A 25,466-nucleotide genomic window follows, 5' to 3' on the forward strand; every position below is an offset into this window, starting at 1 on the left:
CCATACAAGCCATATGACCAACACCCGCATGTTCCTGACCATGCTCTTCGGGGCCGTCTTCCGTCGTAGGGGCCGGGCCCTGATGGCCGTGGTGGCCTCCCTGGTGGGTGCGGCCACCCTCTTCTGCCTGGCGGCGGTCTGCATCGAGGCCCCCAGGCAGATCAACCAGGAGATGCGCTCCTACGGAGCCAACCTGGTCGTCTCGCCCATCCAGGGGGGCAATAGGTCCGGCTCCGGCATCGAGCAGGGCATGGTGGATCACACTACTCATATGGTGACCGCCAAGGCCCCGGCCCGGTATGCCACTTATCGATATGAGACGGTGCAGGTCAATGCCGGGGCCCGCGAGATGGCCGGCATCCACCCCGACCAGGTGCGTCAGCTCAACCGTCACTGGAGTGTGGAGGGATCTTGGCCGCAGCCCGGTTCAGTCATGGTGGGGCGGGATCTGGCAGATTCCCTGGGGCTGACCACCGGCAAGCAGATGACCATCGGCTACCCGGCCAGCCAGGCCACCAGCACCGGCAAGACCGGAGGTCAGGGGCGAGACTTTCGTGTGGGAGGCATCGTCGATACCGGCGGCCCCGAAGACCGGATCATCTACGCCGACCTGGCCGATCTGGAGCTCCTGACCGGGGCCAAGCGGGGCACCGATGTCATCGAATACTCGGTCAACACCATGACTTCGGGGCTGAAGACCATCGCTGCCAGCATCAACGACATGACCTCCATGGGGGTCAAGGCCCGACCGGTCACCAGGATCACAGCGGGCGACAGCCATACCATCGCCATGCTCCAGTCGCTCTTCTGGCTGGTTTCGGTGGTGGTGCTGGTCCTGACCTTTGTGGGCGTGGGGACCACCATGGCCTCCATTGTCTCCCAGCGGCGCAGCGAGATCGGCCTGCGTAAGGCCTTGGGTGCATCCTCGCGGGGGATAGCTATGGAGTTCCTGGCGGAGTCGGCCTGTTACGGATTGGCTGGAGGTCTGATCGGCACCGCCTTGGGTTATGGCTTCGCCCGGCTGCTCTGCCTGTCCGTTTTCCAGCGGCCGCTGGGCTTCAACTGGTGGCTGGCCCTGGGCACGGTCCTGCTGAGCGTGGCCATATCCATGATCGCATCCATCCGGCCGGTGCTCCGGGCTTCGCGTATCGACCCGGCCCTGGTTTTGAGGGAGGAATGACAATGACGCAGGCAAAGGCGAACGAGTCCCCGTCGGGCGGCGGCATGCTGCTGGACCTGGACCATGTATCCAAGATCTACGGCGATCTGCACGCTCTGGACGATCTCAACCTGAGCGTCCCGCAGGGCCAGTGGCTGGCCGTGGTGGGGTCCTCCGGCTCAGGCAAGACCACACTGATGAATATTCTGGGCTGCATGGACACCCCCAGCCGGGGCTCGGTCCGTCTGCAGGGGCGGCCGCTGGAGGATTTGAGCCAGTCCCAGCTGGCCGATGTGCGCAAGAACGTGATCGGGCTGGTCTTCCAGAAGTTCTACCTGGTCCCGCATCTGACCGCCCTGGAGAACGTCATGGTGGCCCAGTACTACCACTCAGTGGTGGACGAGGACCAGGCCATGAAGGCCTTGGACCGGGTTGGTCTGGCGGATCGGGCCCGCCATCTGCCCAGCCAGCTTTCGGGCGGCGAGCAGCAGCGGGTCTGCGTGGCTAGGGCGCTGATCAACGAGCCCAAGCTGATCCTGGCTGACGAGCCCACTGGCAACCTGGACGAGGCCAATGAGCGGATCGTGCTGGACCTTTTCCGGCAATTGCATGATCAGGGGACCTCCCTGATCGTGGTCACCCACGATGCCCTGGTGGCCTCGTGCGCCCAGCGGGAAATCATGCTCAACCACGGGGTGCTGGCCGGCGAGCAGTGGAACGATGAGGAGGCCAAGCGGGCCTACCTGGCAGCCGGAGGTCGTCCGGCATTCAGTGGTGCCCCTGGCGATCCAGGGGACCAGGATATTCCGGTGGGCTTCCATGACCCCACCAAGACGGCCAAGACCGGCGGCTCCCTGCCGGGATCGGCTGCTGATGCAGAAGGAGGGCGTTGAAATGGCTACAAGCAGGTCTCGGGGACTGGTCACGGCCTCGGCAACCCTGGCGATCCTGGTGGCGGTCGGCTCTCTCCTGGGCGGCTGCGGAAGCCAGCAGGCCAAGCCCATGGACGACGAGTTCGCGGGGTCAGGTGCGGAGTCCAGCTCTGCTCCAGAGTCAACGGAAGGATCCGGCAGTGCGGGCGAGGGCAAGCCTACGGCCGTCTCCCGCGATGGACTGCCGGCCGCTCCGGCTGACACGGGCAACTATCACGACGGCACGTACGCTCTGACGGGCAAGTACGGACATGACGGGGCTGACACCATTGATGTGGATCTGGACCTGTCGGGAGGCCAGGTGAGCCGGGTCCAGGTCCAGGGGCATTCGGATTCGCCCATCTCGCGCGGTCACATGGAACGCTTCGCCCGGGCTGTGCCTGGTGTGATCCAAGGGCGCCCGCTCAAGGACCTCAAGGTGGAGAAGGTGGCCGGGGCCAGCTGGACCTCGGACGCCTTCAACAAGGCCTTGGATCTGGCCCGGCTGGAGGCTTCGGCGGAAAGATCGTCCTGAGAACCGGGCTGAGTGTTCTGGTAGCCAATGCTAGGTGCTCGATGCCTCGGAACGCCAAGGTGCCATCAGGCTACGTGATGGCATGCTGTGGGGGTGGGGGTTGTACGGGTAGCAGAAAACAAAAGGGGCAAGGATTCGATTCCTCGCCCCTTTCAGACCTATACAGTTAACGGTCGCGTCAGGCCAACTAGCGATCCCACCAGGGGCGCAGCGGATAGGTGTCCGTGCCGGTCTCAGGATCGGGCTTGATGCACTGGAACTGGTGTATCTGAATGTTGTCCAGCTCGAAGTTGAGCCGCGCCCCGGCCATGTATAGGCCCCAGAGCCGCGCCTTGGGCTCGCCCACCATGGGCTTGGCCTGGCCCCAATGCTCCTGGAGGTTCTCGGTCCAGTGCTTGAGGGTCAGCGCATAGTGCTGACGCAGGTTCTCCTGGGTGATGACCTCGAAGCCGGTGTCCTGGATGGCCAGTTCGATCTCGGCCGGGCTGGCCAGCTCGCCGTCGGGGAAGATGTAGCGGTCGATGAAGCCCCCGGCCCGCTTGTGGTCGTGGGAGTTGGTGCGGGTGATCTGGTGGTTGAGCAGGATGCCGCCCGGACGCAGCTTGTCCATCATCTCCTTGAAGTAGGAGGGGTACTGCTTGTAGCCCACATGCTCCATCATGCCGATGGAGCAGATGCCATCGAAGCCGGACTCGGGCACGTCGCGGTAATCCATCAGCCTGACCTCGGCCAGATCCTGCAGGCCCTCCTGGCGGATCCAGTTCTGGGCCCACTCGACCTGCTCCTCAGCCAGAGTCACGCCGATGACGTGAATGCCGCGGCGGGCGGCCGCGATCTCCATGGAGCCCCAGCCGCAGCCCACGTCCAGCAGACGGTCGCCCTCGTTCAAGTGCATCTTGTCCAGGACCATGTTGAGCTTGTGCCACTGAGCGTCTTCCAGGCTGTCGTCCGCCTTCTCGAAGACGGCGCAGGTGTAGGTCATGGAGGAGCCCAGGAAGAGCCGGTAGAAGTCATTGGACTGGTCGTAGTGGTAGCTGACGGTGGCTGCGTCGCCCCGGCGGGTGTGGGGACGGATGCCCTCAGTCAGTCGCTTGGCCAGGGAGGGCCCCTCGATGGCCGGTGGCTCGGGTACGCGCACCCCGTGTGAGAAGACGGCCGCAGCTGCCCGGGCCAGCTCCATCTTGCTGGGGTGCTTGACGAAGTGCTTGAGGCCCATCAGTTCCTTGAGGACCTGGTAGGGGTTGCCTGGCAGCAGCTCGGGGGAATCCAGATCGCCCTGCAGGTAGGCGCGGGCCAGACCCAGGTCGTTGGGATTTTCCGTGATGTAGTACATGGCACGGGAATTCTTGACTTCCAGATGCAGCGGCGCTTGGTCCTGCCCGAAGACCGACCCATCGAAGGCGGTCACCTGCACAGGCGCGTCAGGGGTGAGGAAGAGCCCGATCATCTCGGCTACAGTCATCTTGCTTTTGGCCATGAAGCCCCCTTGTGTGACCCGGACATGACCGAACATGGCGGGTCTGGTAGTTAGTGGATACAAGTACTGTCTTCACCCTACCCCTGACACTGGTCCCTATCAGTGTCATGTTCAGTGAATTATTCCGCATGGGAAACCTTGCCTGGGTACAGACTCTTTGGTAAGGCAGAACATGGAGGCGAGCGGGAAATGACCAGCAGCGGATCAGCGTCGGCCGGGGCAGATGAGGCCTGGATTCAGCACACGCTTGCCAGATTGGGGCATTCGCGCTTCCGGTCCGGTTTCTCCCTTTCGGCCAAGGACCGCGCCTACGCCCGCGCCAAGGGCAGGGATACCATCGACCGCCACGCCCACGAGATGCTGGCCAAGCGTGTGGGGCCTGCCCACCCTTTGAAGGACGGCAAGCAGACCCCCTACCGCGGACATCCGGTCTTCACGGCCCAGCATGCCACGGCCACCTGCTGCCGGGGGTGCATCGAGCGCTGGCACCGCATCCCGCGCAGCCGGGCTCTGACCGATGCTGAGGTGGATGCCCTGGCCAAGCTGGTCATGGCCTGGATCGAGCGCGATTTGGTGAATCATCCGGCTTGATACTGATGTTGCGGCGCTTCTGTCACTAATCGTGGCTATGGATCAGTCGGGAATGATGATGTTGATGAAGCGTTTCCATTCATCAACAAAATCCATGGTTTTACCGCCTGTCAGCCACCGCAGCTGGAGCCCATCCATGGCACTGAGCGTTTGCAGGGCTATTCGATCGGGGTTCTCAAGCCTGTCCCTCTTGGCAACGTAGGCATAATCGTGAAGAACCTTCTGCTCGCGATCGAGGAAGAACTGGTGGGCGGGATGCTTGTCTTCCAGGGATTCGCCTTGAAGGACGATATAGAGACTGACCAATTGCGGTCGGGAGACGTTCACCTCCACAGTCGCAGTGGTCAGGGTCTTGAGGCTGAAATTACCGTGGTAGCACAGCCCATCTGAAATATCGGTTTCCTCGCTGATTCCAAGGCGCTTGGCGATGGCCTCGGCGTTGATGATATCGGCATATTCCAGGGTTTTGACGAGCAGTTCCTCTTTGGATTTGAAGTAGTACAGAAGTCCTGCCTCAGTCATTCCCTCAGCTTCCGCCACGTCACGTATGGTGAACCCCCAGAAGCCGAACTTGGAAATACAAGCGATGGTTGACTTCAGGATACTTGTCCTGCGTTGGTCGGCCGACATTCGCGGTGACGAAGTAGAACGCTTTCGCCTATTCATTGGTCATCCCCCTGAGAAAGTCGACGTATACCAACAGCATTGTATCTGTATTCAATGTACTTGATGCAACCACTTATATCAGGATAATTCGTCAACCGGCAATGCATCGTCTGGACAGATCGGGGCCAAGCGGAAAACCGTTCCGCTTGGCCCCGATCTGTTCTTTCCACTGGGCTGCCTTGAGGATTATTTGCTGAACCCGGCTGTCAAGCCTGCGACCATCTGTTTGCGGCCGAAGATGTAGGCCGTCAGGATCGGCAGCACCGAAAGAACCACTGCTGCGAGTATTCCAGGTGTATCTACAGTGAACTGCCCCTGGAAAAGCCAGAGCGACAGGGGTATCACGCGGTTATCTGCAGACTGGGTCAGAATCAACGGGAAGAGAAAACCATTCCAGACATTCAGGCCGTCATAGATAGCTACTGTGACAATTGCGGGCCTGACCATAGGAATGGCAAGCTTCGTCATGGTCATGAACTCGCTGGCCCCGTCCACTGACATGGCTTCGAAAAGAGACTGGGGTATATCTCTCAGAAAGTTGGTCAATATCATTACCGAGATGGGAATCGCAAAGGCTGCTGACGGCAGGATCAAGGCCCACAAAGTGTCATAGAGGCCAATGCGGATAATGAGGTAATACACTGGGATGATCACGGCCTGCATGGGAATGGCCAGGCCGGTGATGATGAACTTGTAGACTCGGCGGGACCACTTGTCGTTTCTGCGCACGATCATGTAAGCCACCATGAAGGTGACCAGCAGAATTATGGCTACGGTGACGACCGTGACGAAGACCGAATTCCAGATGTACCTGAGGAAGTGATTCTGGAAGACTTTCCGATATGCGCCAAAAGTGATATGGCTTGGCAACGAAAGCAGGTTTTGGGAGAACATATCGTTCTGATTCCGGACTGACGTTACCAGAATGTAGTATACGGGCACTACCACGACGGCCAGCCAGACCCAGCCCAAGAGTCCTCCGACGATGTTGATTTGCTTTCCTTTGATCCTGATCATCAGACTCCCTCCATCTGGCTTTCCATCTTGTCGGAACCCGATAGCTTGTTGAGCAGGAGCGATATGGCAATGCCCATGACGAGGATGACGACCCCCACGACGCTCGCCCCGCCCATGTCATAGCTCTTGAAACCTTTGAGATACATGTCCAGGGGAAGAATGCGGGTGGCATTTCCCGGCCCGCCTGCGGTCATGACATAGACCAGATCGAAATAGGTCAGCGATCCCACAATCATCAGGGTCGAATCGGTGGCAAAGGTATATTTGATCTGCGGCAGGGTGATGGAGAAGAACTGGCGTACAGTCCCTGCTCCGTCCAGCATGGCTGCCTCATACAGGCTTTGGGGTATCTGCCGTACTGCACCCTGATAGAGCAGCGAATGCAATGGTATGAAGCACCAGGAAACCACAACGATCAGGGTCCAGAGGGCGGTGTTGGGATCGCCCAGCCAGTTGTGTGCGAGCCACTTCCACCCCAAAGCCTTCCCAAGGCCGAATTGCGGATCCAGAAGGTTCTTGAAGGCTATGGCGACCGCAGTGGACGAGAAGAGGAGCGGAATGAAGTAGAATACTGACAGGAAGGCCCTGTACCGCTGCTTTCCTGCCATGAAGACCCCCAAAAGGATGCAGATGGGGGTTTGCACCAGCCAGCTGACAACGGTGAGTATCACAGTGAGCTTCAGACCGTTGAGCACCAGCGGGTCATGGAGCATTCTGATCCAGTTGCCGATGCCATTCCATGTAACCGCTCCCAGTCCGTCCCAGTTGGTCAGGGACAGGATGACTACACCTACCAGGGGAATTGCCGCAAATAGACCGAACAGCAGCAGGGCCGGCAAGGCGTACCATAATGACGGTCCCTTGTGCAGGGTCTTCTCCGTGCCCCTTTGATGTGTTTTCCTCATAGCGCTCCTCTCATAGCTTGTTTGTACCTTGGGAGCTATTTGATCGTTTTGTTCATCGCCGATACGAACTGATCAGGAGACATGGTGTTCAGGAACACCTGCTCCAGGTTGTTCAGTATGGCCTGGCTCTGTTCAGAGGGAAGCGCAACATCCCAGGAGAGCTGATAGTTTGGCGCCTTTTTTGCGGCCTGGTACAGCCAGAGGTAGTAGCCTGAACCATCGTCCGTGGCTTTGACCTTGGAATCAATGTTCTTCACTGGGGGGATTTGCCCCTGCTTGAGCATGGCATCGACCATGGTGTCGGAATAGTTCTTGGCCTTGACGAAGTCTACGAAGGTCTTCTTCTGCTCCTTGCTAGCCTTTGACGAAAGCTGCCAGTAGTTTGACAGATTTCCTGTCAGGTCATTGGGGTCGCCCCTGCCGTCCTTGACGGTCGGGAAAGGAACATAGCCCAGATCCTTGGCGGTGAAGTCCTTGCTGATGCTGATCAGGTCCGTATACACCCAGGACCCCATGAGTTCAAAGCCCGCCTGCCCAGTGGTAATGAGTGCAGTGTCTTTCCTGTCATCGGCGGTCAGGGACTGGTAGGAATCGCCGAAGGCGCCTGCCTTGACCAGCTCCTGAATCATCCCCATGGCCTTGGTCACCGCAGGATCGCTCCAGGCGTCTTTCTTGCCCTTGAGCACATTGTTGAAGACTTCAGGGCCTCCGATGCGGTCAACAAGGTATGCGGCCCACATTAAGTATGGCCACTTGCTGCCACCCGCCAGGGAGATGGGGGTCTTGCCGGCGGCTTTCAGTGCTGAAACATCGGCGACCAGTTCGTCCCAGGTCTGTGGGGCCGAGTCGATGCCCGCCTCCTTGAGCACTTTCTTGTTGTAGAAAATCAGAACAGGCTGAACCGGTCCGGTGGGTACGGCATAGAGCTTGCCGTCTCTGAAGGCCTCCGCCGAAACCGAGTCAAGCACCTTGCTCTGAATATCGGTCTTGAGCTCTGGGGTCAGGTCGGTGATTGCCTTGCTCTTGGCGTAGTCGGTTAGCGGCGACCCTCCCCAACTGGGGAAGAAAGTAGGGGCGTTGCCTGAACCGACTGCAGTGCGGATTTTCTCCTTGTATGCGTCATTGGCGAAGCTTTCCTCACTGATCTGGGCATCCTTGTGGTCCTTGTTCCATTCCTTGAAGGCGTCCTTCATGGGGTGCCAGGGTGCATCCGTTATGGCCCAGGTTGTCAAATTGGCGCCTTCCGCTTTGCTGCCTGACGAGTTTCCAGGCTGGGAACCGCAGGCGGAGGCTCCTAGTAGCATGGCCGTGGATGCTATGGCTGCAATGAGTTTGCCCGATTGTTTCATGTCAGTCTCCTCTTTGAGTCCTATCTTCTCTTCGTTTTATCTGAATCCCGAGGGCTTCCGTCGTCGGGAGTCGATGATTACTATATACTTAGTAATTACTAAGTGCAAATTAGTTCATTGATTTAATTCCCGTCTCTTCAAGGAGGAAATAATGAGACCAGACACTGGAAGCCGGGTTCTGCACGTGAAGGAAGGCTCTGATGACTGCGGCGATGGCAGCGTGGAAAGGCCTTTTCGCAGCATTCAGCAGGCAGCCGATGTGGCCTTGGCCGGCGATGTGGTCATGGTGCATGCTGGCACATACAGGGAGAGCGTGAATCCAATCAACGGCGGCAAGGACCGGTATGACCGGATCACCTATACTGCCGCTCCCGGCGAGCATCCGGTGATCAAGGGTTCAGAGCGCGTCAACTGCTGGCAGGATCGTGGGAATTCAGTGTGGACGGCCGAAATCGACAACAGCTTGTTCGGAAGCTTCAACCCCTTTGCAACCCCTCTGAAAGGTGATTGGCTGGAACGGCCGAGTACATGGAATATGACTCTCGGCGAGGTCTATATCAATGGGAAGTCGATGTACCAGGCTCCGGACGTGGAGTCGGTGCGCAATCCCCAGATGCGCAAGACCGGTTTCGGACCCGACTGGGTCAAGGAGGAGGAGCCGGTGGCTCATCCAGAGGATACGGTCTATCAGTGGTATGCACAGGTCGGGGATCGGACAACCTGCATTTGGGCGAATTTCCAAGGGTATGATCCGAACGCCAGTCTGGTGGAGATCAATGTGCGCCCGACCTGCTTCTACCCATTGCGTACCGGCATCAACTACATAACAGTAACCGGGTTCGAGATGGCCCAGGCTGCCTGCCAATGGGCTCCCCCCACGGGTGACCAGCAGGGTCTGATCGGCACCCACTGGTCAAAGGGATGGGTCATTGAGGGAAATGATCTGCATGACGCCAGGTGCAGCGCAGTTTCGCTGGGCAAGGACTGGTCCACGGGTGACAGCGAATCCACCCGGTGGGGGTACAAGCCTGGGTATCAGACGCAATTGGAAACGGTTTTCCGCGCTCGCCATGCCGGGTGGGATATGGAGACCGTCGGTTCGCATCTCGTGCGCAATAACCATATCCACGACTGTGGCCAGAATGGAGTCGTCGGGCATCTGGGTTGCATCCGTTCGGTGATTGAGGACAATGACATCCATGATATTGGCAATAAACATGAGTTCTTCGGCCATGAGATAGCCGGCATCAAACTGCATACCGCAATCGATGTGATTATCAGGCATAATCACATCCATGACTCCACATTGGGAATCTGGCTGGATTGGGAGGCCCAGGGGACGCGGGTGAGTTCGAATGTTTTCAATGACAATATCCGTGATTTTATGATTGAAGTCACTCACGGCCCCTGCCTGGTCGACAACAATGTGTTCGCCTCGGCATACAACTTGGACAATGTGGCACAGGGCACCGCTTTTGTGCACAACCTGTTCTGCGGGTCCGCCCAGCGCCGCGATGTCCTCGACCGGTTCACTCCCTACCATTTGCCGCATTCGACCACTGTCGCTGGCACGGCCTGCGTCTATGGAGGCGACGACCGGATCTATCAGAACATATTTGTGGGAGGAGAAGCTTATCTGCCTGGGGTGACTACCAGGGGGACAGAGACCTATGAGGGGTGCCCAGGCAGCATGGACGAGTACCGGGACCTGGTTCATGCTCATGGTCCGGGGGACCTTGAGCTTTTCGAACGAGTGAAGCAGCCTGCCTATATTGACCGCAACGTCTATCTCAATGGCGCACAGTCATGCTCTCAGGACATCGATGCCTGCAAGGTTTCGGATAATCCGAGATTCAAAGTCGCAACAGACCGTGACGGATCTGTTTGGCTGGATGGGGAATTGCCTGAGGCCATGTTCCACATGGGCTGCTGCATTGTTGACACCGCCATGCTGGGAGCGCCGCGCATGTCCGAAGAACGGTATGAGGCCCCGGATGGCAGCCCGATTGCCATAGATAGGGACCTGACTGGCATCGCTCGTGGGGATGCCCCGGTGCCCGGCCCTCTTGAGGAGCTAACACCAGGGAAGAATCATGTGCGGCTTATGTAGGAGTTGAATCACGGATGGCCTGAAGCCAGAAAGAATGGACGGAAGTTTCTACGAACTCCGTCCACTCTTTTCGTTTGAATGCCGAGGGATGTCGTCATGGGCTGAAAGGGGCAAAGGTCTCGGATCCGGATGTTGGCGGTGATTTGCTGACTGGGAGGAGATCACCTTCCTTGGCGCATCAGCTGAGGGAGCATGTCAGATTCACGGAGTGCTATGACTTCGCGGGTTTCGTTGAGGGTTCAGCATCTTTCGGTTGCTTTGCCTCACGGGCTTTCTTGTCTCCAGAGCGGGGGATGCCCAGAAGTTTGCGTGTCTCGGCAGCCAGCTTTTTCGGCGTCTTGCGGACCCCGCTCTCCTCGGCATCCTTGATGATGGTCTTCACGTCCAGGTCGGGATTGCGGTCCTGGGTGGCCACCAGGTCACGTGCTTCCTGCCGGTTGAGCACGGTGGGCAGGGTGCCGGGCATGGGGCGCCGGGCGGTCTCCGCCAGGAAGAGCACGGTGATCAGACCGCAGGTCGAGGTGAACATGATCCAGTAGGCGGGCGCCAGGGACTTGCCGGTCGCGGTCACCAGCCCCTCCATGATGACGGGTGCGGTCCCGCCGAAGACCGCTACGGCCAGGTTGTATGACAGTCCCATGCCGCCGTAACGGGAGGCAGTGGGGAAGAGGGCCGGCAGGGTGGAGGCCAGGTTGGCCACGAAGAAGATGACCGGGATGGCCAGCAGAACCAGTCCGCCGAAGACGGCGCCCGTGGTCTCATGCTCCAACAGTCGGAAGGCCGGCAGGGACAGGCAGAGTCCAGTGAATGCCCCCATGAACAGCACCTTCTTGCGGCCAAAGCGGTCGGAGAGGGCTCCGGTGATGGGGATGCAGAAGGCCACCATGAGCAGGACCGGCAGGGAGAGCAGATTGGCCTGGGCCGTGTTGTAGTGCAGGGTGCCCGACAGGTAGGTGGGCATGTAGGCGGTCAGCGTGTAGCTCAGGGTGTTGGCTGCGGCCACTAGGATGAAGGCCATGAGCAGCTCCCGCCAGTAGCCCCGGATCAGATCCAAGAGGCTCTTGTGCTGGCTCTTGGTCTTCTCGTCGCTGGCATCCTGGGCCTGACGGAAGGCGGGGGTGTCCTGGACCTTGGCTCGGAAGTAGACCGCGATGGCAGCCAGCGGCAGGGCAATGATGAAGGGGATGCGCCAGCCCCAGGCCAGCATGGCCTGCGGGGAGATGGAGAACTCCAGCAGGGAGACCAAGGCTGCTCCGAAGGCGTAGCCCAGGTAGGATCCCACATCCAGCAGGGAGGCGAAGAAGCCGCGGTGCCGGTCCGGCGAGTATTCGGTGACCATGGTCGAGGCGCCCGCGTACTCGCCGCCTGTGGAGAAGCCCTGGATCAGCTTGAGCAGGATGAGCAGAATGGGCGCCAGGGGACCGACGACCGCATAGCTGGGCAGAAGGCCGATCAGCAGAGTGGCCGCGGACATGCTCAGCAGGGTGAAGGCCAGAATGCGCTGGCGGCCGATCTTGTCGCCCAGCTGGCCCAGGACCACGCCGCCCAAGGGCCGTGCGATGAAGGTGACGGCGAAAACGCCCAGGGAGAAGAGTCGCTGTACGGCATCAGATGCGTCGGACAGGAAGACACGGCCGATCGTCACTGCCAGGTAGCCGTAGACCCCCACGTCGTACCATTCCATGAAGTTGCCGACCACGGTGCCGGCGATGGCCCGCTTGAGGGTGGATCTGTCCACCACGTTGATGTCGGTCAGATGCAGGCGTTCGCTCCAGCCCCGGTGCGGCCGCTGGTTGCGCTTCTTGGCCTTGCGCTTAGCGATGGCTTTAGCCTTTTTGTCCTGCTTTTGCTTCTGCTTCTCGTCGGTACTGTATCCGTCAGTTGAACTTGTGTCGATTTGTGCCATTATTCCTTCTCGGGCTCTGGGCCGTTATGCGGATCGAGTGTCTTTGTGTGCCTCAGTGGTCTCCTATCAAGTGTCTTTTGAAAAATGTCATAAACAGCCATTATAACACTTAGGTTATTTGCTGTTAGTTTGAGGGTAGACTGACATGCCTGTGCCAGGATAACGCCCTATAGTGGTTTATCATGATTGTTCGATTGGCCAAGGCTGATCTGAGCGCCTACCTTGGCGTTGAATAGTCATCAGCGTTATTAAATGAATTAAAGGAAGAACCATGCGACTCTTGCTATCAATGGTGATCAGAGCACACATTTTAGAAAATCAGTAGTAAGAATAAGAGCCATCTCTCATGATCGAGATTGTGGTTTTGCCTAATAGTGTGGCCCGGCGGATCCACTCAACGGGAGCCGCCGGGCCTTGATGAATTCTTACTGAGTTTTAGCCCAACAGATGAGATATATGAGAACTATCTAATCTGGCCCTATTGTATCGGGCCAGATTGTGTTGCATCTGGGCAATCAGTCAGTTGAATCACGCCTTCAGGAAGTTGGGATCCTGGAATTCGGGATTCGGATAGTGGTAGAAGCCTTGTCCGGATTCTTGCCCCAGCTTACCTTCGTCGATCATGGCCTTGAGCTTCTCAAGCAAGGGCTTTGCTTGGGGGTTGTCGCCCTGGCGCTGGCTGATGATGTTGTAAGCAGTGCGCAGTCCGACCATATCGAAGATGGCAAAGGGTCCCTTGGGGGATCCCATGGCGATCATCCAGGTCTTGTCAATGGTTTCTGGGTCGGCTATGTCGTGGGCCCAAAGCATGCCGCCTGCACCCATGAAAGGCATCAGGAGTGAATTAAGCACGTAGCCTGGTTGTTCCTTGTGCAGCTCAATAGGCACCATGCCGATTTCTTTAGCAAACTCTACGATTTCCTCGTATACTGCGGGATCGGTCTGGCTGCTGCCCATGATTTCCGCAGTGTTCATCAACCAAATCTGGTTGGCGAAGTGGAGGTTGAGGAATTTCTCAGGGCGACCAGTGTCTCCTGCGAAGGTGCTGGGCACATAGGTGGAGGAGTTGCTGGCGAAGATTGTCTTGTCGGGAGCAACCTTGGCCAGGCTGGTATAGAAGTCGTGCTTGATCGACGGCTTCTCAGGAATTGCTTCAATAACCAGGTCCGCATTGGCGACGGCAGCGTTGAGATCTGAGGTGAAAGTCAAGTTCTTCAGACCAGCATCGAATTGTTCGTCGGTTGCCTGGATATCCCGCTTATAGGAATCCCGCAGAGCGTTGACACGTTTCTCTGCTGCTGCCACTGCATCATCGTTAATGTCGTATACAGTGACTTTCTTCCCCTTAAAGGCCGTCTGATAGGCAATCTGGCTTCCTAGCACGCCACCACCAGCGACGGTAACTTGCGTTATATTTGTCATGCGAAACTTCTTTCGTCATTGGTATCCACCGTCGGATACACACTTCAATCTTAATACAGCGCTGTTCTCATGAATCTGGTGGTTTTCGGCAGGAATGGCGTTTTTTGGCCAAAATAGACTGTTGACTCCAGACATAGGTGCTGATAATTTTGTATTATTTCTCACACTTTCAGCTAGCCTGAGCGGGCATAGGTCCATAGGTCGGATCAGCAGATTTGGCAGAATTCAATGGTCTCCCTGTTGGGTCCATAGATGTTGAAGTACCGAATCCCCTTATCCCAGAAGGTAGGAATGGATTGAATACTGTCTTCCTTGATCTCCAGCCCTAAATCTTTCGCATTCTGGTAGGCGGCGTTGATGTCTGGGGTGTCCAAGGCCCAGTGGTTGATAGCTCCCGTAGTCATTGGCGCCTCGTCGCCTTCCCATGTTTCGATGGTCAGATGCCCGTACCGAAGGAAGGCACAGCGGTTCTCTTTATTGGGGAATATTCCTGCTATTTCGAAACCGAGCTTGTTGGTGTAGAAATCAATTGTTTCGTCCAGATTCTTGGCGATCATACCCGAGTGCTGGAGGTCTGTAGTGAATGAAGACATGGGCTGCATGGATTGCTCCTTTGAAAATCTGTGTGCAATGCTGGGCACGTTCCAGTTCAAGAATAGGTTGATGGTTATAGATTGCTGTTTGGCTTGCATAGAGGAATATGGATCGTCTCGAGATGACGGCTTAGGCAGAAGGTCCTCTGGTGAATTGTGCAGGGTTTTGCTGCCGCTCTTTAATGATTCTGAGGTACCTCGATCTGGATTTTGACGTCTTCGGGGTGACCCTCGGCAAATCTGTCGAAAGCCTCCTTGGCCTGCTCCATAGGATAGGTCCGGGAAACGAATGGTTTAAGCTCGATCTTGCCGGCGGCCACCATGTCTATTGCTTTCTGATAGACGTTGGCGTAGCGGAATACGTTTTCGATTCTAGTCTCGCGTGCTTGGACTTCCGTGACATCCATGGGTATCTTTCCGTCGGCAGGAATGCCAATGATAACAGTGGTGTTGCCAGGAGCTCCCAGTCTCCAAAGATCATCGTAGGACTTAAGGTTTCCTGAGGCTTCGAAAACCCGGTCTGCACCCCAGCCATCCGTTTCCTCCATGACTCTGTCGAGGAAGGATTCCTCTTTCAAGTTAACAGGAACGACTCCTGGGATGCTGGCTGCCAGCTCGAGCTTATCCTGTGAAACATCGGAGATCAGTACTTTAGCGCATCCGCCTGCTATGGCTGATGCTGCTGTCAGGAGGCCGATTGTTCCAGCACCCGCTACGGCCCCAATGTCACCGGGTTTGATGCCAGCCTTAGTGGCAGCCCACATTCCCACTGACAGTGGTTCCATCAGGGCTCCGTCTTCGTAGGTTAGGTTGTCTGGTAATTTGTAGGTGAAGGCAGCCGGATGCACAATTTTCTCGCTCAGACACCCATCTACAGGCGGAGTGGCGAAGAAGCGGACAGAAGGGTCAATATTATACAAACCGAGTTTTGCGGCCCTGGAGTACATATCAGGAATGCCCGGTTCCATGGCTACTCTATCGCCAACCTGGAACCCCTTGACTCCTGGCCCTACCTCTAGAACCGTGCCAGAGGCCTCATGCCCAAGAATCATGGGCTTTTCAACCACGTATTTTCCGACGCGTCCGTTCAGGTAATAGTGCACGTCAGATCCGCAAATGCCCACGGTATGGGGCGAAATCAGGAGCTCGCCAGAACCTGGGGCCGAAGGATCCGGTACTTCTCGAACGTTGATGACGCCTTTCTTTTCAAGGACGACAGCTTTCATAATCATGCTCCTTTGCCAGAGTGAAAGTCTTGATGTCAATGCAGCATCTGTGTGATTTCATCTTAAGGTCGACTAGGTGTGAGAAGAGGTGCTCTGATAACCACTTCTGATACTATTTTGATTCTTTGCCCTAGAATGAGCAGGATAGCCTTTGCTGCGTCCGAGCAGAGGCTATTGAAAGGCCGCTTTCCTGTACGCGTTGAAGTTGGGTAGGTACATGAGTCATAACATCATCGACCAAGGATCCTTGGAGGTCGTTGTGCCCAAGGGAAACGAGTCTATCCGATGGCTCGAACACGGGTATCCATCAACCTTGGCCAGGTGGCATTATCACCCTGAGATAGAAATCCACCTGATTCGCGAGAGCATGGGGACCATGATGGCAGGTGACGGAATGGTTCCTTTTGCTCCAGGCCAAGTATCCCTCTTAGGCAGTAATGTTCCCCACAATTGGATTTCCGAGATTGGGCCGAATGAGAAAACGAGCATACCAAATCGTGATGTGGCTTGTCAGGTGCTTCCTAACCGGATCCAGGCCCTGGCGCAGATTTTTCCCGAGGCCATGCAAATACTGACTCTGCTGAGGCGGGGTGACCAAGCCATTGTGCTTCGTGGTCAATCCGCCGGTAGAGTGGCTTCTATCTTGACCGCCATGGGTGCGCACCACGACTTGGATCGGCTCATCGACCTTCTTGAAATCTTCCGCATCTTTGTACAGGCTCCACGAGGGGAGTGGACAACGGTAGTCACACCGGGCTACCAGCCTGAGGCGTCGCCGGGAATGGCGGAACGAGTCAACCAGGCCCTTGCTTATATAAAGGCCCATATCGGAGACTGTATCACCCTGGAGGATGTGGCAGCCCAGGTGGCTATGGACCCGTCGTCGTTTTCACGGTTTTTTAAAAGGGCCGCAGGGATTAATTTTTCAGAAATGGTCTGTCGTTTGAGAACAGCTCGTGCTTCGCTCCTTTTGGTCACCACAGATCTGCCTATTGCACAGGTTAGGGTCATGAGCGGATTCAGGAACGCGGCTAACTTCAATCGTCGCTTCAAGATGGAAACAGGTACCACTCCGCGCGCATATCGGCAGGCGCATTACCATTAGATCCAGTTGACTGCCTTGTGGGCGATTGCATCCGATCTGTTTCTGCCTTGATTTTCTATCGTCACCGAGTATAAGGCTGGTGAAGGAATCCCTTGGATCAAGCTCAGTATAAAAGCATAGGTAGCGTTTTTTTTTAAGATTCGCCGAGATGTCGCAGTCGGTATTCATGCCGGTAAGGAAAGTTGTTTTTTGATATGCTACATTAAGCCGTTGAATACGACCTCTTGATTGAGAGTCGGATATTGGTCTTGAATTTATTTCAACGCCTCTGACGTCGAATCGGTTAGGATAACAGCGTGGTCACGTGGCATGCGTTGTTGACCAGAGCAAGCTGCATTCACAACCGTTAACCGATAAGGTCGGGAGCCCGCAACAATATTTGGCAGTAGCGCTGTTAAGCCAATAGGGACTTTAGCTGTCTCCTGCTGATCAGAGAAGGAATGGCACCTTCGTGAGCAACGCTGAAACCTGCAGCAAGGTTGGCTATGCGCACGGCTTCTTCCAGAGTGCGGTTCTCCAAGAGGCAGGCTGCAAGACAACTGATGAACGCATCGCCTGCGCCCGTATCATCGATGACTCGGGTTTGCTCTGCTGGGAAGTGCTTATGGTTGTTCTCGGTAACTAGAACGCAGCCTTGATCGGCCAGCGTGACTATCACAGTTCCCACGCCTTTTGATATGGAGTATTGTGCCTTCTCGACGATAGAACCTGGTTGCGGAAACAGTGTCTCGATTTCATTTTGATTGGGAACAAGAATATCGATTAAATTAAGAATATTATCGGGAAGATGTGAGCATGATGAGGGTTTTAGAATCGTGATGGCGTGATGTTTTTTCGCCATCATGCAGGCTTCTTTAACTGCCTCGAGCGGGATTTCAGTTTGTATTAAGCAGTAGGCTGTGTTGCTGAAGATATGCTCTCTTCCATCAATATCGTCAGGCGCTAAAGTGCTATTGGCTCCCGATACCAGGGAAATCATCGATTCGCCGTTGTTGTCGACAAAGATATAGGCTTTGCCGGTATCGGTTCTTTTGATTCGCATTACACCTGTGGTGTCAACATGAAATCTATTCATGGCCTGGTAGATGAAGTCGGCCGAGATGTCATTGCCTACGTTGCCGATCAAAGAGACATGATGTCCTAGCTTTGCTACACCTACGGCTTGGTTGGTGGCTTTGCCGCCAGGCGTTGAGGCGAAGTTGCGTGTCGTGACAGTCATTCCAGGCTTAGGCAGTGTCGGCGTAGCAAGATATGTGTCAACGTTGATGCTGCCGATCACGACAATCTTCTTATGCCGCATGTTAGGCGGCTGGCTTATGGTGTGTTCATTGTCCAGGATGAAAAGGTGTTTGAATTCTGTCTGTTCGGCTTTATTGTGTTCGATTGTGTTGATCAGTCTGGAGCACAGATGAGTTCCAAAGTCCGCGTTCCTCATGTTGTAGGAGGATATTTCTGGTATGCCCGGATAATGCAGGGGTTCATCGGAATCGTTTCTGAGGGTGACCAGTGAAAAATCCTGAGGAAGGCGGTAATGAAGGGATTGCGCATACTGTTGCAGCTCCACGGCATGCCGGTAGTGTGACGCGACGACACCTGTGACGTGGCGGTTTTCCATGACTGTGGTCAGGTTATCGTCAATATCGTAGAACACCATATCGTTGTGGAAGGCAATGTTGTTCTCGAAAAGGCAGCGACGGTATCCTCTCAGGAAGCTTTGAGTCCGTCTGCCAGGAGATAGAAGACAGGCGATGTTGCTATGGTTTCGATCCATGAGTTCCTGCGTCAGGTTATATGCCGCTTCTTCATATGGAAGCAGTGCAGATCGATCGTCGCCTAGAGGGCCAATGATGAGCTCGGGAATTTTTTTCGCTGTGATGGTTTTATTGAGTTTTAGGCTGCTTTTATCAATCGGCTCCCAGATTATCCCGTCCACACGGTGCTCGATCGCAGCCTGAATATTCTGTTCTTCCTGCTCGTGGCTCGAGTAGCTGTTGAATACCAGTGTTCCATAGCCGCTTGCCTGCGCTTGCTGAATGATGCCATCCAGAGTTGAGTCAAGGGAGATGGAGGAACTCAGCAGCACGCCGATGCGCCAGCTGGTCGTATTGGGCTTAGACGACGCGTAGGGGGTATAGTGATATTTTTTTACTAAATCAAGTACTTTATTCCGTGTCGCTTCTGTGATACTCGAGTCTTTATGATTGACAATTTTTGAAACCGTTGAAGTGGAGACGCCTGCAAGTTTGGCAATGTCCTTAATATTCATGGATCTCCTTGCCTAATCTTGTACTCCTGCGCCTTGCGTGGTCGTTATCAGCAAATGCTGCCGCATCTGGATGGACTCTCAGTTTACTCGGACACTCGCACCAGTTTTATTATCGCTGTCTTGCCGAGCCGGTCGGTAGTTTGCGTGGAAGGTTTACCTGTCAGCATGTCGTCGCTTCTGGATTGGGCCTTCCGAATTTGACACACGTTTTGACGGCTGATAGTCTCTCTGACTGAGAAAACATTTTAGGAAAATCATTTCCCAAGATACGCAAGTTAGATGACTTGAGACATTGATTACCTGGAAAGACAAGTAGTCAAGGACCAAAGGTGGCGCAGATGATGAAGTCAAAATCGTTTTTGAGGGGAATCGCTGCACAGTTTTCCACGAAATCATTGGTTCTGATTCCTATCGCGGTGGGGATCAATCTTATCGGCGGCACATTGAGCTCAACACTGAAACTTCCGCTCTTTCTGGACATGATCGGCACTACGGTCATAGCCTGCTTGTCCGGTCCTTGGGTGGCTGCTCTATGTGGATTGCTGACCAACGTCTTTCTGTCTCTGGTCGCCAATCCTGTCTACCTGCCTTATGCGCTATCCAGTGTCCTGTGCGGCCTGGTGGTTGGCTACATGGTCAAGGCTGGACTTTTCAAGAAGATCTGGGGCGTCATACTTGTCTGGTTGGCCTGCGCCTTGGTCAATACCATAACCGCTTCGTTAGTGACGGTTTTTGTATACGGCGGTGCAACCGGCGTCAATGGCACTTCCGTACTGACGGCGGCTTTGGTGGTCGCTATGAAGAATATCGTTATTTCCGTCGTCTCCTCTTCAATGCTGGAGAACTTGGTCGATAAGGGAATCACCGTATTCATCGCTTATGTCATAGTGCGTCGAATACCCAAGCGGTTCTTGAGCCAATACGCTCTTGATGATACTGACGATGACGAGTTGGATGACATCGATGAGGATGATGACTCGGATGAAGATTCGTCTGAAATGTCCGTGAAGCTTTCCGAGACGGCGACTGATCATGCTGAGGACACTGCCTCAGAATCCGTCGATGGCCATGATGCGACAAGCACTGGCTCGAGCAATCAGGGAGAGCGCTGATGTCCGGGTCTGCTTCTGCCGCTATACCTGACTCGCCCTTAGCGCGAATGCATCCCATCGCGAAAATCGTAGGGATTTGTTCGCTTGGTTTGTCCACGATAGCATGGCCGGACTTTACCCTTGGGTTGCTTTTCATCCTCGTGCTTTTCTTGGCGGCAGCAACAGCGCATGAGTTCAAACCATTCGCCAAGATCATGCTTGGTTTCGGCATACCGGTGACGATCATGCTGCTCTTCATCCAAGGTTGCTACAGTCCCAAGAACACCAAGACCATACTTGATTTGGATTTTGCAAGGATGGGGTTGGAAGGCAGTCTTTACGCAGCCAAGATAGTGGTCACCCTTATGGTTTTCCTCGGGTCTTTCTATCTGACGACCAAAACCACGTACATGGGTCGTTTGGTAGCTGCATTAAGCCAAGTCGGCGTTCCATCCAAAGTTGGTTACCTGATACTGGCGAGCTTGAATGTTGTCCCTCAGATGCAGCGCCGAATAACGGTTATCGAGCAGTCCCAGCACTCTCGTGGGTTGGAAACAAGCGGGAACATCATTTCCAGGGCGAGAGCTTTCATACCGTTGCTGGGCCCGGTGGTTCTTTCTTCACTGACTGACTCTCAAGAGAGAGGCATGACATTGGAAACCAGGGGGTTTGGCATCAAGGGCATTCGCCAGACCAGCTATATCAAGGTCCAGTGGAGGCGGACAGACACCCTGTTCACTGCATGTGCCACGCTTCTTTTTTTGCTGGTACTGGCAGGTTCCATCATGTCAGGCATGGGGATCGTTCCTCTTGGCATTCAGTGGGGAGGCCGGGCATGAGAAAAGCAATTGAGGTAAAGGATTTCTCATTCCGCTATCGAAATGCCTCGTCGAGTACGTTGAAGCGCATCAGTTTTGCAGTTGACAAAGGCAGCTTTTTCTGCATCATCGGTGCCAATGGAGCTGGAAAATCTACCCTCTGTAATGCACTGGTCGGATTGATCCCGCACTATTTCGTGGGTAGGTCTAAAGGGCTGGTCCAAATTGAGGGTGTCGATGTGGCCAAGACGACTATAGCTGAATTGTCGAAGACCATTGGATTGGTTTTCCAGAACCCCTTCAATCAGCTCTCTTATACAGCCGGCACAGTGGCTGAGGAGCTTGCATTCGGCCTAGGCAACTATGGAGTGCCGCGGGAGGTCATGCATGAAAAAGTGCTTCAGGTGGCGCGCCTGATGCATGTGGAAGAGCTGCTCGACAAAAACCCCCTGGACTTGTCGGGCGGGCAGGTCCAACGAGTGGCGTTTGGCTCTGCTTTCATCATGGAGCCCAGCATCCTGGTGCTTGACGAATGCACTGCTCAGTTGGATCCCTTGGGAAGCGAAGAGATATTCAATATCGTCAAAGATCTGAATTCCAGTGGCGTGACTGTCGTCATGGTTGATCATGACATGGAACGCGTCGCGCAGTATGCCGACCAGGTCATGGTGATGCGGAAGGGCAAGGTTGCCGCCTTGGGAACACCACGGGAAGTATTCACCAACCCCCGTACGCCGGATTGGGGCATTGATGTGCCTGACTATGTCAAGTTGGGCAGAGGCCTGCAGTCTGCTGGTTTTGATCTTGACGAGTTGCCCATTGATGAGAGTCATGCTGTGCAGACAGTCAGGGGTTTGCTATGAAAATTGTTGTCGAACACCTGAGGCATGCCTATCCGAATGGCTATTGCGCCCTGCAGGATGTCAACCTGACCTTTGAGGGCAGCCAGCCTGTGGCCTTGATTGGTCAAAACGGTGCCGGCAAGACGACCTTGGCCAAGCATCTGAATGGAATACTCAGACCCACTTCTGGTCGAATATTGATCGATGGGGTCGATGTCGCGACTGCGCAGACAGCTCAATGGGCCCGGAAAGTAGGGTATATCTTTCAGAATCCGGATGACCAGCTGTTTCTGGATAGTGTGCGCAAGGAATTTGAATTTGGACCCCACCAACTCGGTGTGAGCGATGAGGAGATAGAGCACAGAACAACCAGGATCGCGGAATTGGTCGGGCTGGAGAAGAAACTCGATAGCCATCCCTTCGATTTAAGTCCCACCGAGAAGAAATTCTGCGCTATCGGTTCTGTACTCATGATGAATACCGGAGCCTTGGTATTTGATGAGCCGACTTGCGGACAGGACAAGATCGGGAATGACCGCCTGGCAGCCATTATTTCAAGGCTGAAAGATCAGGGCAAGCTATGTATCGCGATTTCGCATGATATGAAGTTTGTCACCCGGAACTTTCCTCGTGTGGTCCTTATGCGAAAAGGACAGGTTCTTTTGGCAGGAAGCAGGGAAGAGGTCTTTGCGCGCCAAGAGATTCTGCAGAAGGCCTATGTGGCGCCCCCTCCAATCACGCGGGTGGCGCAGGAAGTAGGCATGGCCAAACCAGTTTTCACTGTTGAAGCATTCACCGAAGTCATTCGACAAGCAGGACAGAAAGGAAAAGAACGTGGCTAAGGTCATCGTCCAAATCTACGGCATCAGAAGCGTTGAGGATGCACGAATGGTCATCGACGCAGGGGGTGACCATCTTGGCGTCTCCTATGGAAGCATCAAACGTACTCCAGGCCAGCTCGATTGCGAACAGGCCAAGGCGATATTTGATGCCATAGGTAACGATGCCGTCAAGGTCGGTCTTACCGTTGCTGAAGATATTGACGAAATCAGCGACAACCTTAACGAAGCCCTGCCTGATGTCCTTCATCTTTCCGGTGACATCGATGCTATCGAACCCGAACAGATACGTGTTCTCCGCAAGAGGTTCCCGTCTTTGCGAATCATGCAGGCCATCCCAGTATTGGCCGGCGTTCCGCTGGATGAGCAAAGGGTGCTGGAATATGTCAAGGAATACGAGCCGGTTTCGGATTTCTTCCTCATCGACACCAAGGCGCCTGAGGCCGGAGACATCGGTGCGACCGGTCTGACTCATGATCGCAGCATCGACAAGGCCATCATCGAGGCAACCGAGGTCCCCTGCATCATTGCCGGCGGACTTGATGAACAGAATGTGGCTGAGGCAATAGCGCAGACAGACCCCTATGGAGTGGATTCGTTCAGCTTCACCAACTATTCCGATGAGCGGGGTGATGGCCTTCACTGTAAAGATCCCCAGAAAGTCTTAGCCTTCGTCCAGGCGGCGCGCGATGCCTGAAGTAGCGGTTGTCGGCGATGCCAATGTGGACATCATCGTTCCATATCCACGCTTTTTAAATCCAGAGAGGACCAAGGTCGAATACCCGACTCCAGAAGTCGTAGGAGGGGGTACTTGTGCCAATACTGCAGTAGCGCTTTCGAGACTGGGCCGCGATGTGCTCTTTGCTGGGACTGTGGGCGATGATTCTTATGGCCGCTTTACCAAGAAAGATTTGATAGAGGCCGGGGTGGATGTTGACGGATTGGTAGTTGATCGAAAGGTCAATACTGTCGGTGTTTTCGCTTTCATCGATGAAACTGGTGAACGGTATCTCTGGGGCTGGCCGAGAGATCATCAATCCTTCAAAGAACTGGATTGGGACAGGCTTCCTATGAAGAAGCTCGCCGAGGTCTCCTGGATACACAGTTCAGGCATGTGCTTGACCTATGCGGGTAGTTCTCGAGACAGTATCATCCGCTTGTTCGCCTGGGCTCGTGAGCGTGGAATCCGTACTTCACTGGATCTGAATCTTCGCGTAGATAACGGAGAGCTGGATTCCGACTTTGCTGGTGCTTTGAATGAGATCTTGCCTCAGGTGGATTATTTGCTTGGTTCAGGTCCTGAAGAATTTGCTTATCTGGGTCAAGATAACTGGAGGGAGAACGCCAGGAATCTAGCCAGCAATGGCCGTGTGGTGGTCGCGCGTGATGGCAGTCGGGGTTCCGTCGGATTTGCCCAGGGGAACGCGGAGATCAACGTTCCTGCTTTCAAGGTCGAAGTAGCAGACACCGTCGGCGCTGGAGATACCTACAATGCAGGTTTCATCAGTGCCATCCTGTCCGGCGAAGAACTCACGGGGGCGCTGAGACAGGGAAACGCTGTATCGGGCTATGAGGTCAGCCACAAGGGCGCTCGGCATTGTCCTGACATCCAACAGCTTGACGATTTTTTCAACAATCACGAATTACTCAAGGAGGAATAATGAAGAAAAAAGTAATCCTGGACTGTGATCCTGGACATGATGATGCTTTCGCGATGATGCTGGCGGTCCAGAACCTGGATGTGCTGGGCATTACGACGATTGGCGGCAACTGCACACTGGAAAACGTCACGCGGAATGCCATCAAGGTTTTGGAAGTCATCGGCCAGGCTGACAATATCGGCGTTTACCCTGGCCATAGCAGGCCAACGGTCATGCCTCTGGTCACAGCTCCTCAGTTCCATGGGGAAACCGGACTGGATGGTCCCGTTCTGCCCGAGCCTACCCATTCGCCGCAAGACAAACATGCAGTCGACTTCATCGTTGATACGGTCATGAGCACTGATGATGTAACCCTTATTGCCACGGGACCGTTGACCAATATCGCTGCTGCCCTTAATCGCGAGCCGCGCATGGTCGACCGCGTCCGTGAGATTTGCATCATGGGTGGATCGGTGACTTTCGGTAATTGGACTCCCACTGCTGAATTCAATATTTATGTTGACCCCGAGGCCGCTTATCGTGTCTTTAATTCTGGCATTCATGTCAAGATGACAGGGATCAATCTGACGCGGCAGTGCTGTCTGACCGAGAAGCATATCGCAGATTTCCGGAATATTGGCACCAAGGCTGCCAATTTCGCTGCTGATTTGACCGAATACTTCCTGAAAACCTGCGAAGACGAAACGCAATTGACAGGAGCCACCATCCACGACGCTTGCGCAGCAGCTTGGATCATCAATCCTGATCTCATCAAGTCGGCTTCCATGCATATTGATATCGAGCTTAAGGGCGAATTGACCAGGGGAATGACGGTATGCGATTACCGGCACCTGCGTGGTATCGATCCGGCCGTCGATATCGAGCGTACGCCGCAGATGGATTTCCGCGGGGAGCAACCCAATGCTGAGGCAGCGCTTGAATTGGATTTCCCGGGCTTTGTGGATCTGCTGTACAAGACGCTTCGTCAGTATGACTGA

At 55.1% G+C, this 25,466-nt stretch carries 22 protein-coding genes and 1 pseudogene; 13 read left to right on the forward strand and 10 right to left on the reverse strand.

Going from position 1 to position 25,466, the window contains the following annotated elements; translation table 11 throughout:
• Positions 1 to 13: 13 nt before the first annotated feature.
• From FPK30_RS00445 to FPK30_RS00455, 3 genes are read left to right on the forward strand one after another with little or no spacing between them, the layout of a single operon-like run.
• On the forward strand, positions 14 to 1,180 hold the full coding sequence (locus FPK30_RS00445) for an ABC transporter permease (protein ID WP_186279331.1): 1,167 nt from the start codon (positions 14 to 16) through the stop codon (positions 1,178 to 1,180).
• Between the two features lie 44 nt (positions 1,181 to 1,224).
• Positions 1,225 to 2,052, forward strand: coding sequence for an ABC transporter ATP-binding protein (locus FPK30_RS00450; protein WP_144085191.1), 828 nt, complete (start codon positions 1,225 to 1,227; stop codon positions 2,050 to 2,052).
• Between the two features lies 1 nt (position 2,053).
• A complete protein-coding gene (locus FPK30_RS00455; protein ID WP_144084855.1) occupies positions 2,054 to 2,605 on the forward strand; it encodes an FMN-binding protein in 552 nt (183 codons plus the stop codon).
• Between the two features lie 187 nt (positions 2,606 to 2,792).
• Here the strand turns inward: FPK30_RS00455 and FPK30_RS00460 are convergent, their stop codons facing one another.
• Positions 2,793 to 4,082 (reverse strand): class I SAM-dependent methyltransferase, encoded by a 1,290-nt coding sequence (locus tag FPK30_RS00460; RefSeq protein WP_144084856.1) that lies wholly within the window; start codon positions 4,080 to 4,082, stop codon positions 2,793 to 2,795.
• Between the two features lie 189 nt (positions 4,083 to 4,271).
• On the opposite strand from FPK30_RS00460, the gene FPK30_RS00465 reads away from it, so the two are divergent.
• Positions 4,272 to 4,673 carry a DUF4186 domain-containing protein gene (locus tag FPK30_RS00465; RefSeq protein ID WP_144084857.1) on the forward strand — a complete coding sequence of 134 codons (402 nt, stop codon included), beginning with the start codon at positions 4,272 to 4,274 and terminating at the stop codon, positions 4,671 to 4,673.
• A gap of 42 nt (positions 4,674 to 4,715) precedes the next feature.
• On the opposite strand, the gene FPK30_RS00470 is transcribed toward FPK30_RS00465, so the two are convergent.
• The 4 genes from FPK30_RS00470 to FPK30_RS00485 form a co-directional block, all read right to left on the reverse strand.
• Positions 4,716 to 5,339 (reverse strand): TetR/AcrR family transcriptional regulator, encoded by a 624-nt coding sequence (locus tag FPK30_RS00470; protein WP_144084858.1) that lies wholly within the window; start codon positions 5,337 to 5,339, stop codon positions 4,716 to 4,718.
• Between the two features lie 186 nt (positions 5,340 to 5,525).
• A complete protein-coding gene (locus tag FPK30_RS00475; protein WP_144084859.1) occupies positions 5,526 to 6,356 on the reverse strand; it encodes a carbohydrate ABC transporter permease in 831 nt (276 codons plus the stop codon).
• The gene (locus FPK30_RS00480; RefSeq protein ID WP_144084860.1) at positions 6,356 to 7,261 is read right to left on the reverse strand and encodes a carbohydrate ABC transporter permease; all 906 of its coding nucleotides are present in this window, start codon (positions 7,259 to 7,261) and stop codon (positions 6,356 to 6,358) included. Before FPK30_RS00480 ends, FPK30_RS00475 begins: the two co-directional genes overlap by 1 nt.
• Before the next feature lie 35 nt (positions 7,262 to 7,296).
• Entirely contained in the window at positions 7,297 to 8,610 is a 1,314-nt protein-coding gene (locus FPK30_RS00485; protein WP_144084861.1) for an extracellular solute-binding protein, read from the reverse strand.
• Positions 8,611 to 8,761: 151 nt separating this feature from the next.
• Here FPK30_RS00485 and FPK30_RS00490 point away from each other — a divergent pair, with 151 nt between their 5' ends.
• Positions 8,762 to 10,720: a right-handed parallel beta-helix repeat-containing protein gene (locus FPK30_RS00490; protein WP_144084862.1), complete on the forward strand. Its 1,959-nt coding sequence runs from the start codon at positions 8,762 to 8,764 to the stop codon at positions 10,718 to 10,720.
• A 211-nt stretch (positions 10,721 to 10,931) separates the two neighbouring features.
• Here the strand turns inward: FPK30_RS00490 and FPK30_RS00495 are convergent, their stop codons facing one another.
• The 4 genes from FPK30_RS00495 to FPK30_RS00510 all read right to left on the reverse strand — a co-directional run bounded on the left by FPK30_RS00495 (position 10,932) and on the right by FPK30_RS00510 (position 15,867).
• Positions 10,932 to 12,626 (reverse strand): MFS transporter, encoded by a 1,695-nt coding sequence (locus FPK30_RS00495; protein WP_144084863.1) that lies wholly within the window; start codon positions 12,624 to 12,626, stop codon positions 10,932 to 10,934.
• Between the two features lie 528 nt (positions 12,627 to 13,154).
• Positions 13,155 to 14,048, reverse strand: coding sequence for a 3-hydroxyacyl-CoA dehydrogenase (locus tag FPK30_RS00500; protein WP_144084864.1), 894 nt, complete (start codon positions 14,046 to 14,048; stop codon positions 13,155 to 13,157).
• Positions 14,049 to 14,254: 206 nt separating this feature from the next.
• The gene (locus tag FPK30_RS00505) at positions 14,255 to 14,641 is read right to left on the reverse strand and encodes a VOC family protein (RefSeq protein WP_144085192.1); all 387 of its coding nucleotides are present in this window, start codon (positions 14,639 to 14,641) and stop codon (positions 14,255 to 14,257) included.
• Positions 14,642 to 14,820: 179 nt separating this feature from the next.
• Positions 14,821 to 15,867 (reverse strand): NAD(P)-dependent alcohol dehydrogenase, encoded by a 1,047-nt coding sequence (locus FPK30_RS00510; RefSeq protein WP_144084865.1) that lies wholly within the window; start codon positions 15,865 to 15,867, stop codon positions 14,821 to 14,823.
• Positions 15,868 to 16,243: 376 nt separating this feature from the next.
• On the opposite strand from FPK30_RS00510, the gene FPK30_RS00515 reads away from it, so the two are divergent.
• Positions 16,244 to 16,972 carry a helix-turn-helix domain-containing protein gene (locus FPK30_RS00515; protein WP_260803831.1) on the forward strand — a complete coding sequence of 243 codons (729 nt, stop codon included), beginning with the start codon at positions 16,244 to 16,246 and terminating at the stop codon, positions 16,970 to 16,972.
• 394 nt (positions 16,973 to 17,366) lie between these two features.
• On the opposite strand, the gene FPK30_RS00520 is transcribed toward FPK30_RS00515, so the two are convergent.
• A complete protein-coding gene (locus tag FPK30_RS00520; RefSeq protein WP_144084867.1) occupies positions 17,367 to 19,238 on the reverse strand; it encodes a PfkB family carbohydrate kinase in 1,872 nt (623 codons plus the stop codon).
• 338 nt (positions 19,239 to 19,576) lie between these two features.
• On the opposite strand from FPK30_RS00520, the pseudogene FPK30_RS00525 reads away from it, so the two are divergent.
• The 7 genes and pseudogenes from FPK30_RS00525 to FPK30_RS00555 all read left to right on the forward strand — a co-directional run.
• Positions 19,577 to 20,227, forward strand: a pseudogene (locus tag FPK30_RS00525) (ECF transporter S component); the annotation flags it as partial.
• 170 nt (positions 20,228 to 20,397) lie between these two features.
• On the forward strand, positions 20,398 to 21,168 hold the full coding sequence (locus FPK30_RS00530) for an energy-coupling factor transporter transmembrane component T (protein ID WP_260803833.1): 771 nt from the start codon (positions 20,398 to 20,400) through the stop codon (positions 21,166 to 21,168).
• Complete coding sequence (locus FPK30_RS00535) at positions 21,165 to 22,010, forward strand: energy-coupling factor ABC transporter ATP-binding protein (protein WP_144084869.1); 846 nt, start codon at positions 21,165 to 21,167, stop codon at positions 22,008 to 22,010. The genes FPK30_RS00530 and FPK30_RS00535 overlap by 4 nt, the downstream gene beginning before the upstream one ends.
• Positions 22,007 to 22,831: an energy-coupling factor ABC transporter ATP-binding protein gene (locus FPK30_RS00540; protein WP_144084870.1), complete on the forward strand. Its 825-nt coding sequence runs from the start codon at positions 22,007 to 22,009 to the stop codon at positions 22,829 to 22,831. Before FPK30_RS00535 ends, FPK30_RS00540 begins: the two co-directional genes overlap by 4 nt.
• Positions 22,824 to 23,525 (forward strand): phosphoribosylanthranilate isomerase, encoded by a 702-nt coding sequence (locus tag FPK30_RS00545; RefSeq protein WP_144084871.1) that lies wholly within the window; start codon positions 22,824 to 22,826, stop codon positions 23,523 to 23,525. The genes FPK30_RS00540 and FPK30_RS00545 overlap by 8 nt, the downstream gene beginning before the upstream one ends.
• The gene (locus FPK30_RS00550) at positions 23,518 to 24,489 is read left to right on the forward strand and encodes a carbohydrate kinase family protein (RefSeq protein WP_144084872.1); all 972 of its coding nucleotides are present in this window, start codon (positions 23,518 to 23,520) and stop codon (positions 24,487 to 24,489) included. The genes FPK30_RS00545 and FPK30_RS00550 overlap by 8 nt, the downstream gene beginning before the upstream one ends.
• Entirely contained in the window at positions 24,489 to 25,466 is a 978-nt protein-coding gene (locus tag FPK30_RS00555) for a nucleoside hydrolase (protein WP_144084873.1), read from the forward strand. Before FPK30_RS00550 ends, FPK30_RS00555 begins: the two co-directional genes overlap by 1 nt.

This window comes from Bifidobacterium apousia (genome assembly GCF_007559275.1).
In the GTDB taxonomy this organism is placed as follows: Bacteria; Actinomycetota; Actinomycetes; order Actinomycetales; family Bifidobacteriaceae; genus Bombiscardovia; species Bombiscardovia apousia.

Coding starts and splice junctions, on each gene's coding strand:
- FPK30_RS00515 (WP_260803831.1), top strand. CDS start 16,244: ATGATGGCAGGTGACGGAATGGTTCCTTTTGCTCCAGGCCAAGTATCC.
- FPK30_RS00495 (WP_144084863.1), bottom strand. CDS start 12,626: ATGGCACAAATCGACACAAGTTCAACTGACGGATACAGTACCGACGAG.
- FPK30_RS00520 (WP_144084867.1), bottom strand. CDS start 19,238: ATGAATATTAAGGACATTGCCAAACTTGCAGGCGTCTCCACTTCAACG.
- FPK30_RS00490 (WP_144084862.1), top strand. CDS start 8,762: ATGAGACCAGACACTGGAAGCCGGGTTCTGCACGTGAAGGAAGGCTCT.
- FPK30_RS00510 (WP_144084865.1), bottom strand. CDS start 15,867: ATGAAAGCTGTCGTCCTTGAAAAGAAAGGCGTCATCAACGTTCGAGAA.
- FPK30_RS00550 (WP_144084872.1), top strand. CDS start 23,518: ATGCCTGAAGTAGCGGTTGTCGGCGATGCCAATGTGGACATCATCGTT.
- FPK30_RS00500 (WP_144084864.1), bottom strand. CDS start 14,048: ATGACAAATATAACGCAAGTTACCGTCGCTGGTGGTGGCGTGCTAGGA.
- FPK30_RS00455 (WP_144084855.1), top strand. CDS start 2,054: ATGGCTACAAGCAGGTCTCGGGGACTGGTCACGGCCTCGGCAACCCTG.
- FPK30_RS00480 (WP_144084860.1), bottom strand. CDS start 7,261: ATGAGGAAAACACATCAAAGGGGCACGGAGAAGACCCTGCACAAGGGA.
- FPK30_RS00470 (WP_144084858.1), bottom strand. CDS start 5,339: ATGAATAGGCGAAAGCGTTCTACTTCGTCACCGCGAATGTCGGCCGAC.
- FPK30_RS00535 (WP_144084869.1), top strand. CDS start 21,165: ATGAGAAAAGCAATTGAGGTAAAGGATTTCTCATTCCGCTATCGAAAT.
- FPK30_RS00445 (WP_186279331.1), top strand. CDS start 14: ATGACCAACACCCGCATGTTCCTGACCATGCTCTTCGGGGCCGTCTTC.
- FPK30_RS00465 (WP_144084857.1), top strand. CDS start 4,272: ATGACCAGCAGCGGATCAGCGTCGGCCGGGGCAGATGAGGCCTGGATT.
- FPK30_RS00485 (WP_144084861.1), bottom strand. CDS start 8,610: ATGAAACAATCGGGCAAACTCATTGCAGCCATAGCATCCACGGCCATG.
- FPK30_RS00475 (WP_144084859.1), bottom strand. CDS start 6,356: ATGATCAGGATCAAAGGAAAGCAAATCAACATCGTCGGAGGACTCTTG.
- FPK30_RS00450 (WP_144085191.1), top strand. CDS start 1,225: ATGCTGCTGGACCTGGACCATGTATCCAAGATCTACGGCGATCTGCAC.
- FPK30_RS00530 (WP_260803833.1), top strand. CDS start 20,398: ATGCATCCCATCGCGAAAATCGTAGGGATTTGTTCGCTTGGTTTGTCC.
- FPK30_RS00460 (WP_144084856.1), bottom strand. CDS start 4,082: ATGGCCAAAAGCAAGATGACTGTAGCCGAGATGATCGGGCTCTTCCTC.
- FPK30_RS00505 (WP_144085192.1), bottom strand. CDS start 14,641: ATGTCTTCATTCACTACAGACCTCCAGCACTCGGGTATGATCGCCAAG.
- FPK30_RS00540 (WP_144084870.1), top strand. CDS start 22,007: ATGAAAATTGTTGTCGAACACCTGAGGCATGCCTATCCGAATGGCTAT.
- FPK30_RS00555 (WP_144084873.1), top strand. CDS start 24,489: ATGAAGAAAAAAGTAATCCTGGACTGTGATCCTGGACATGATGATGCT.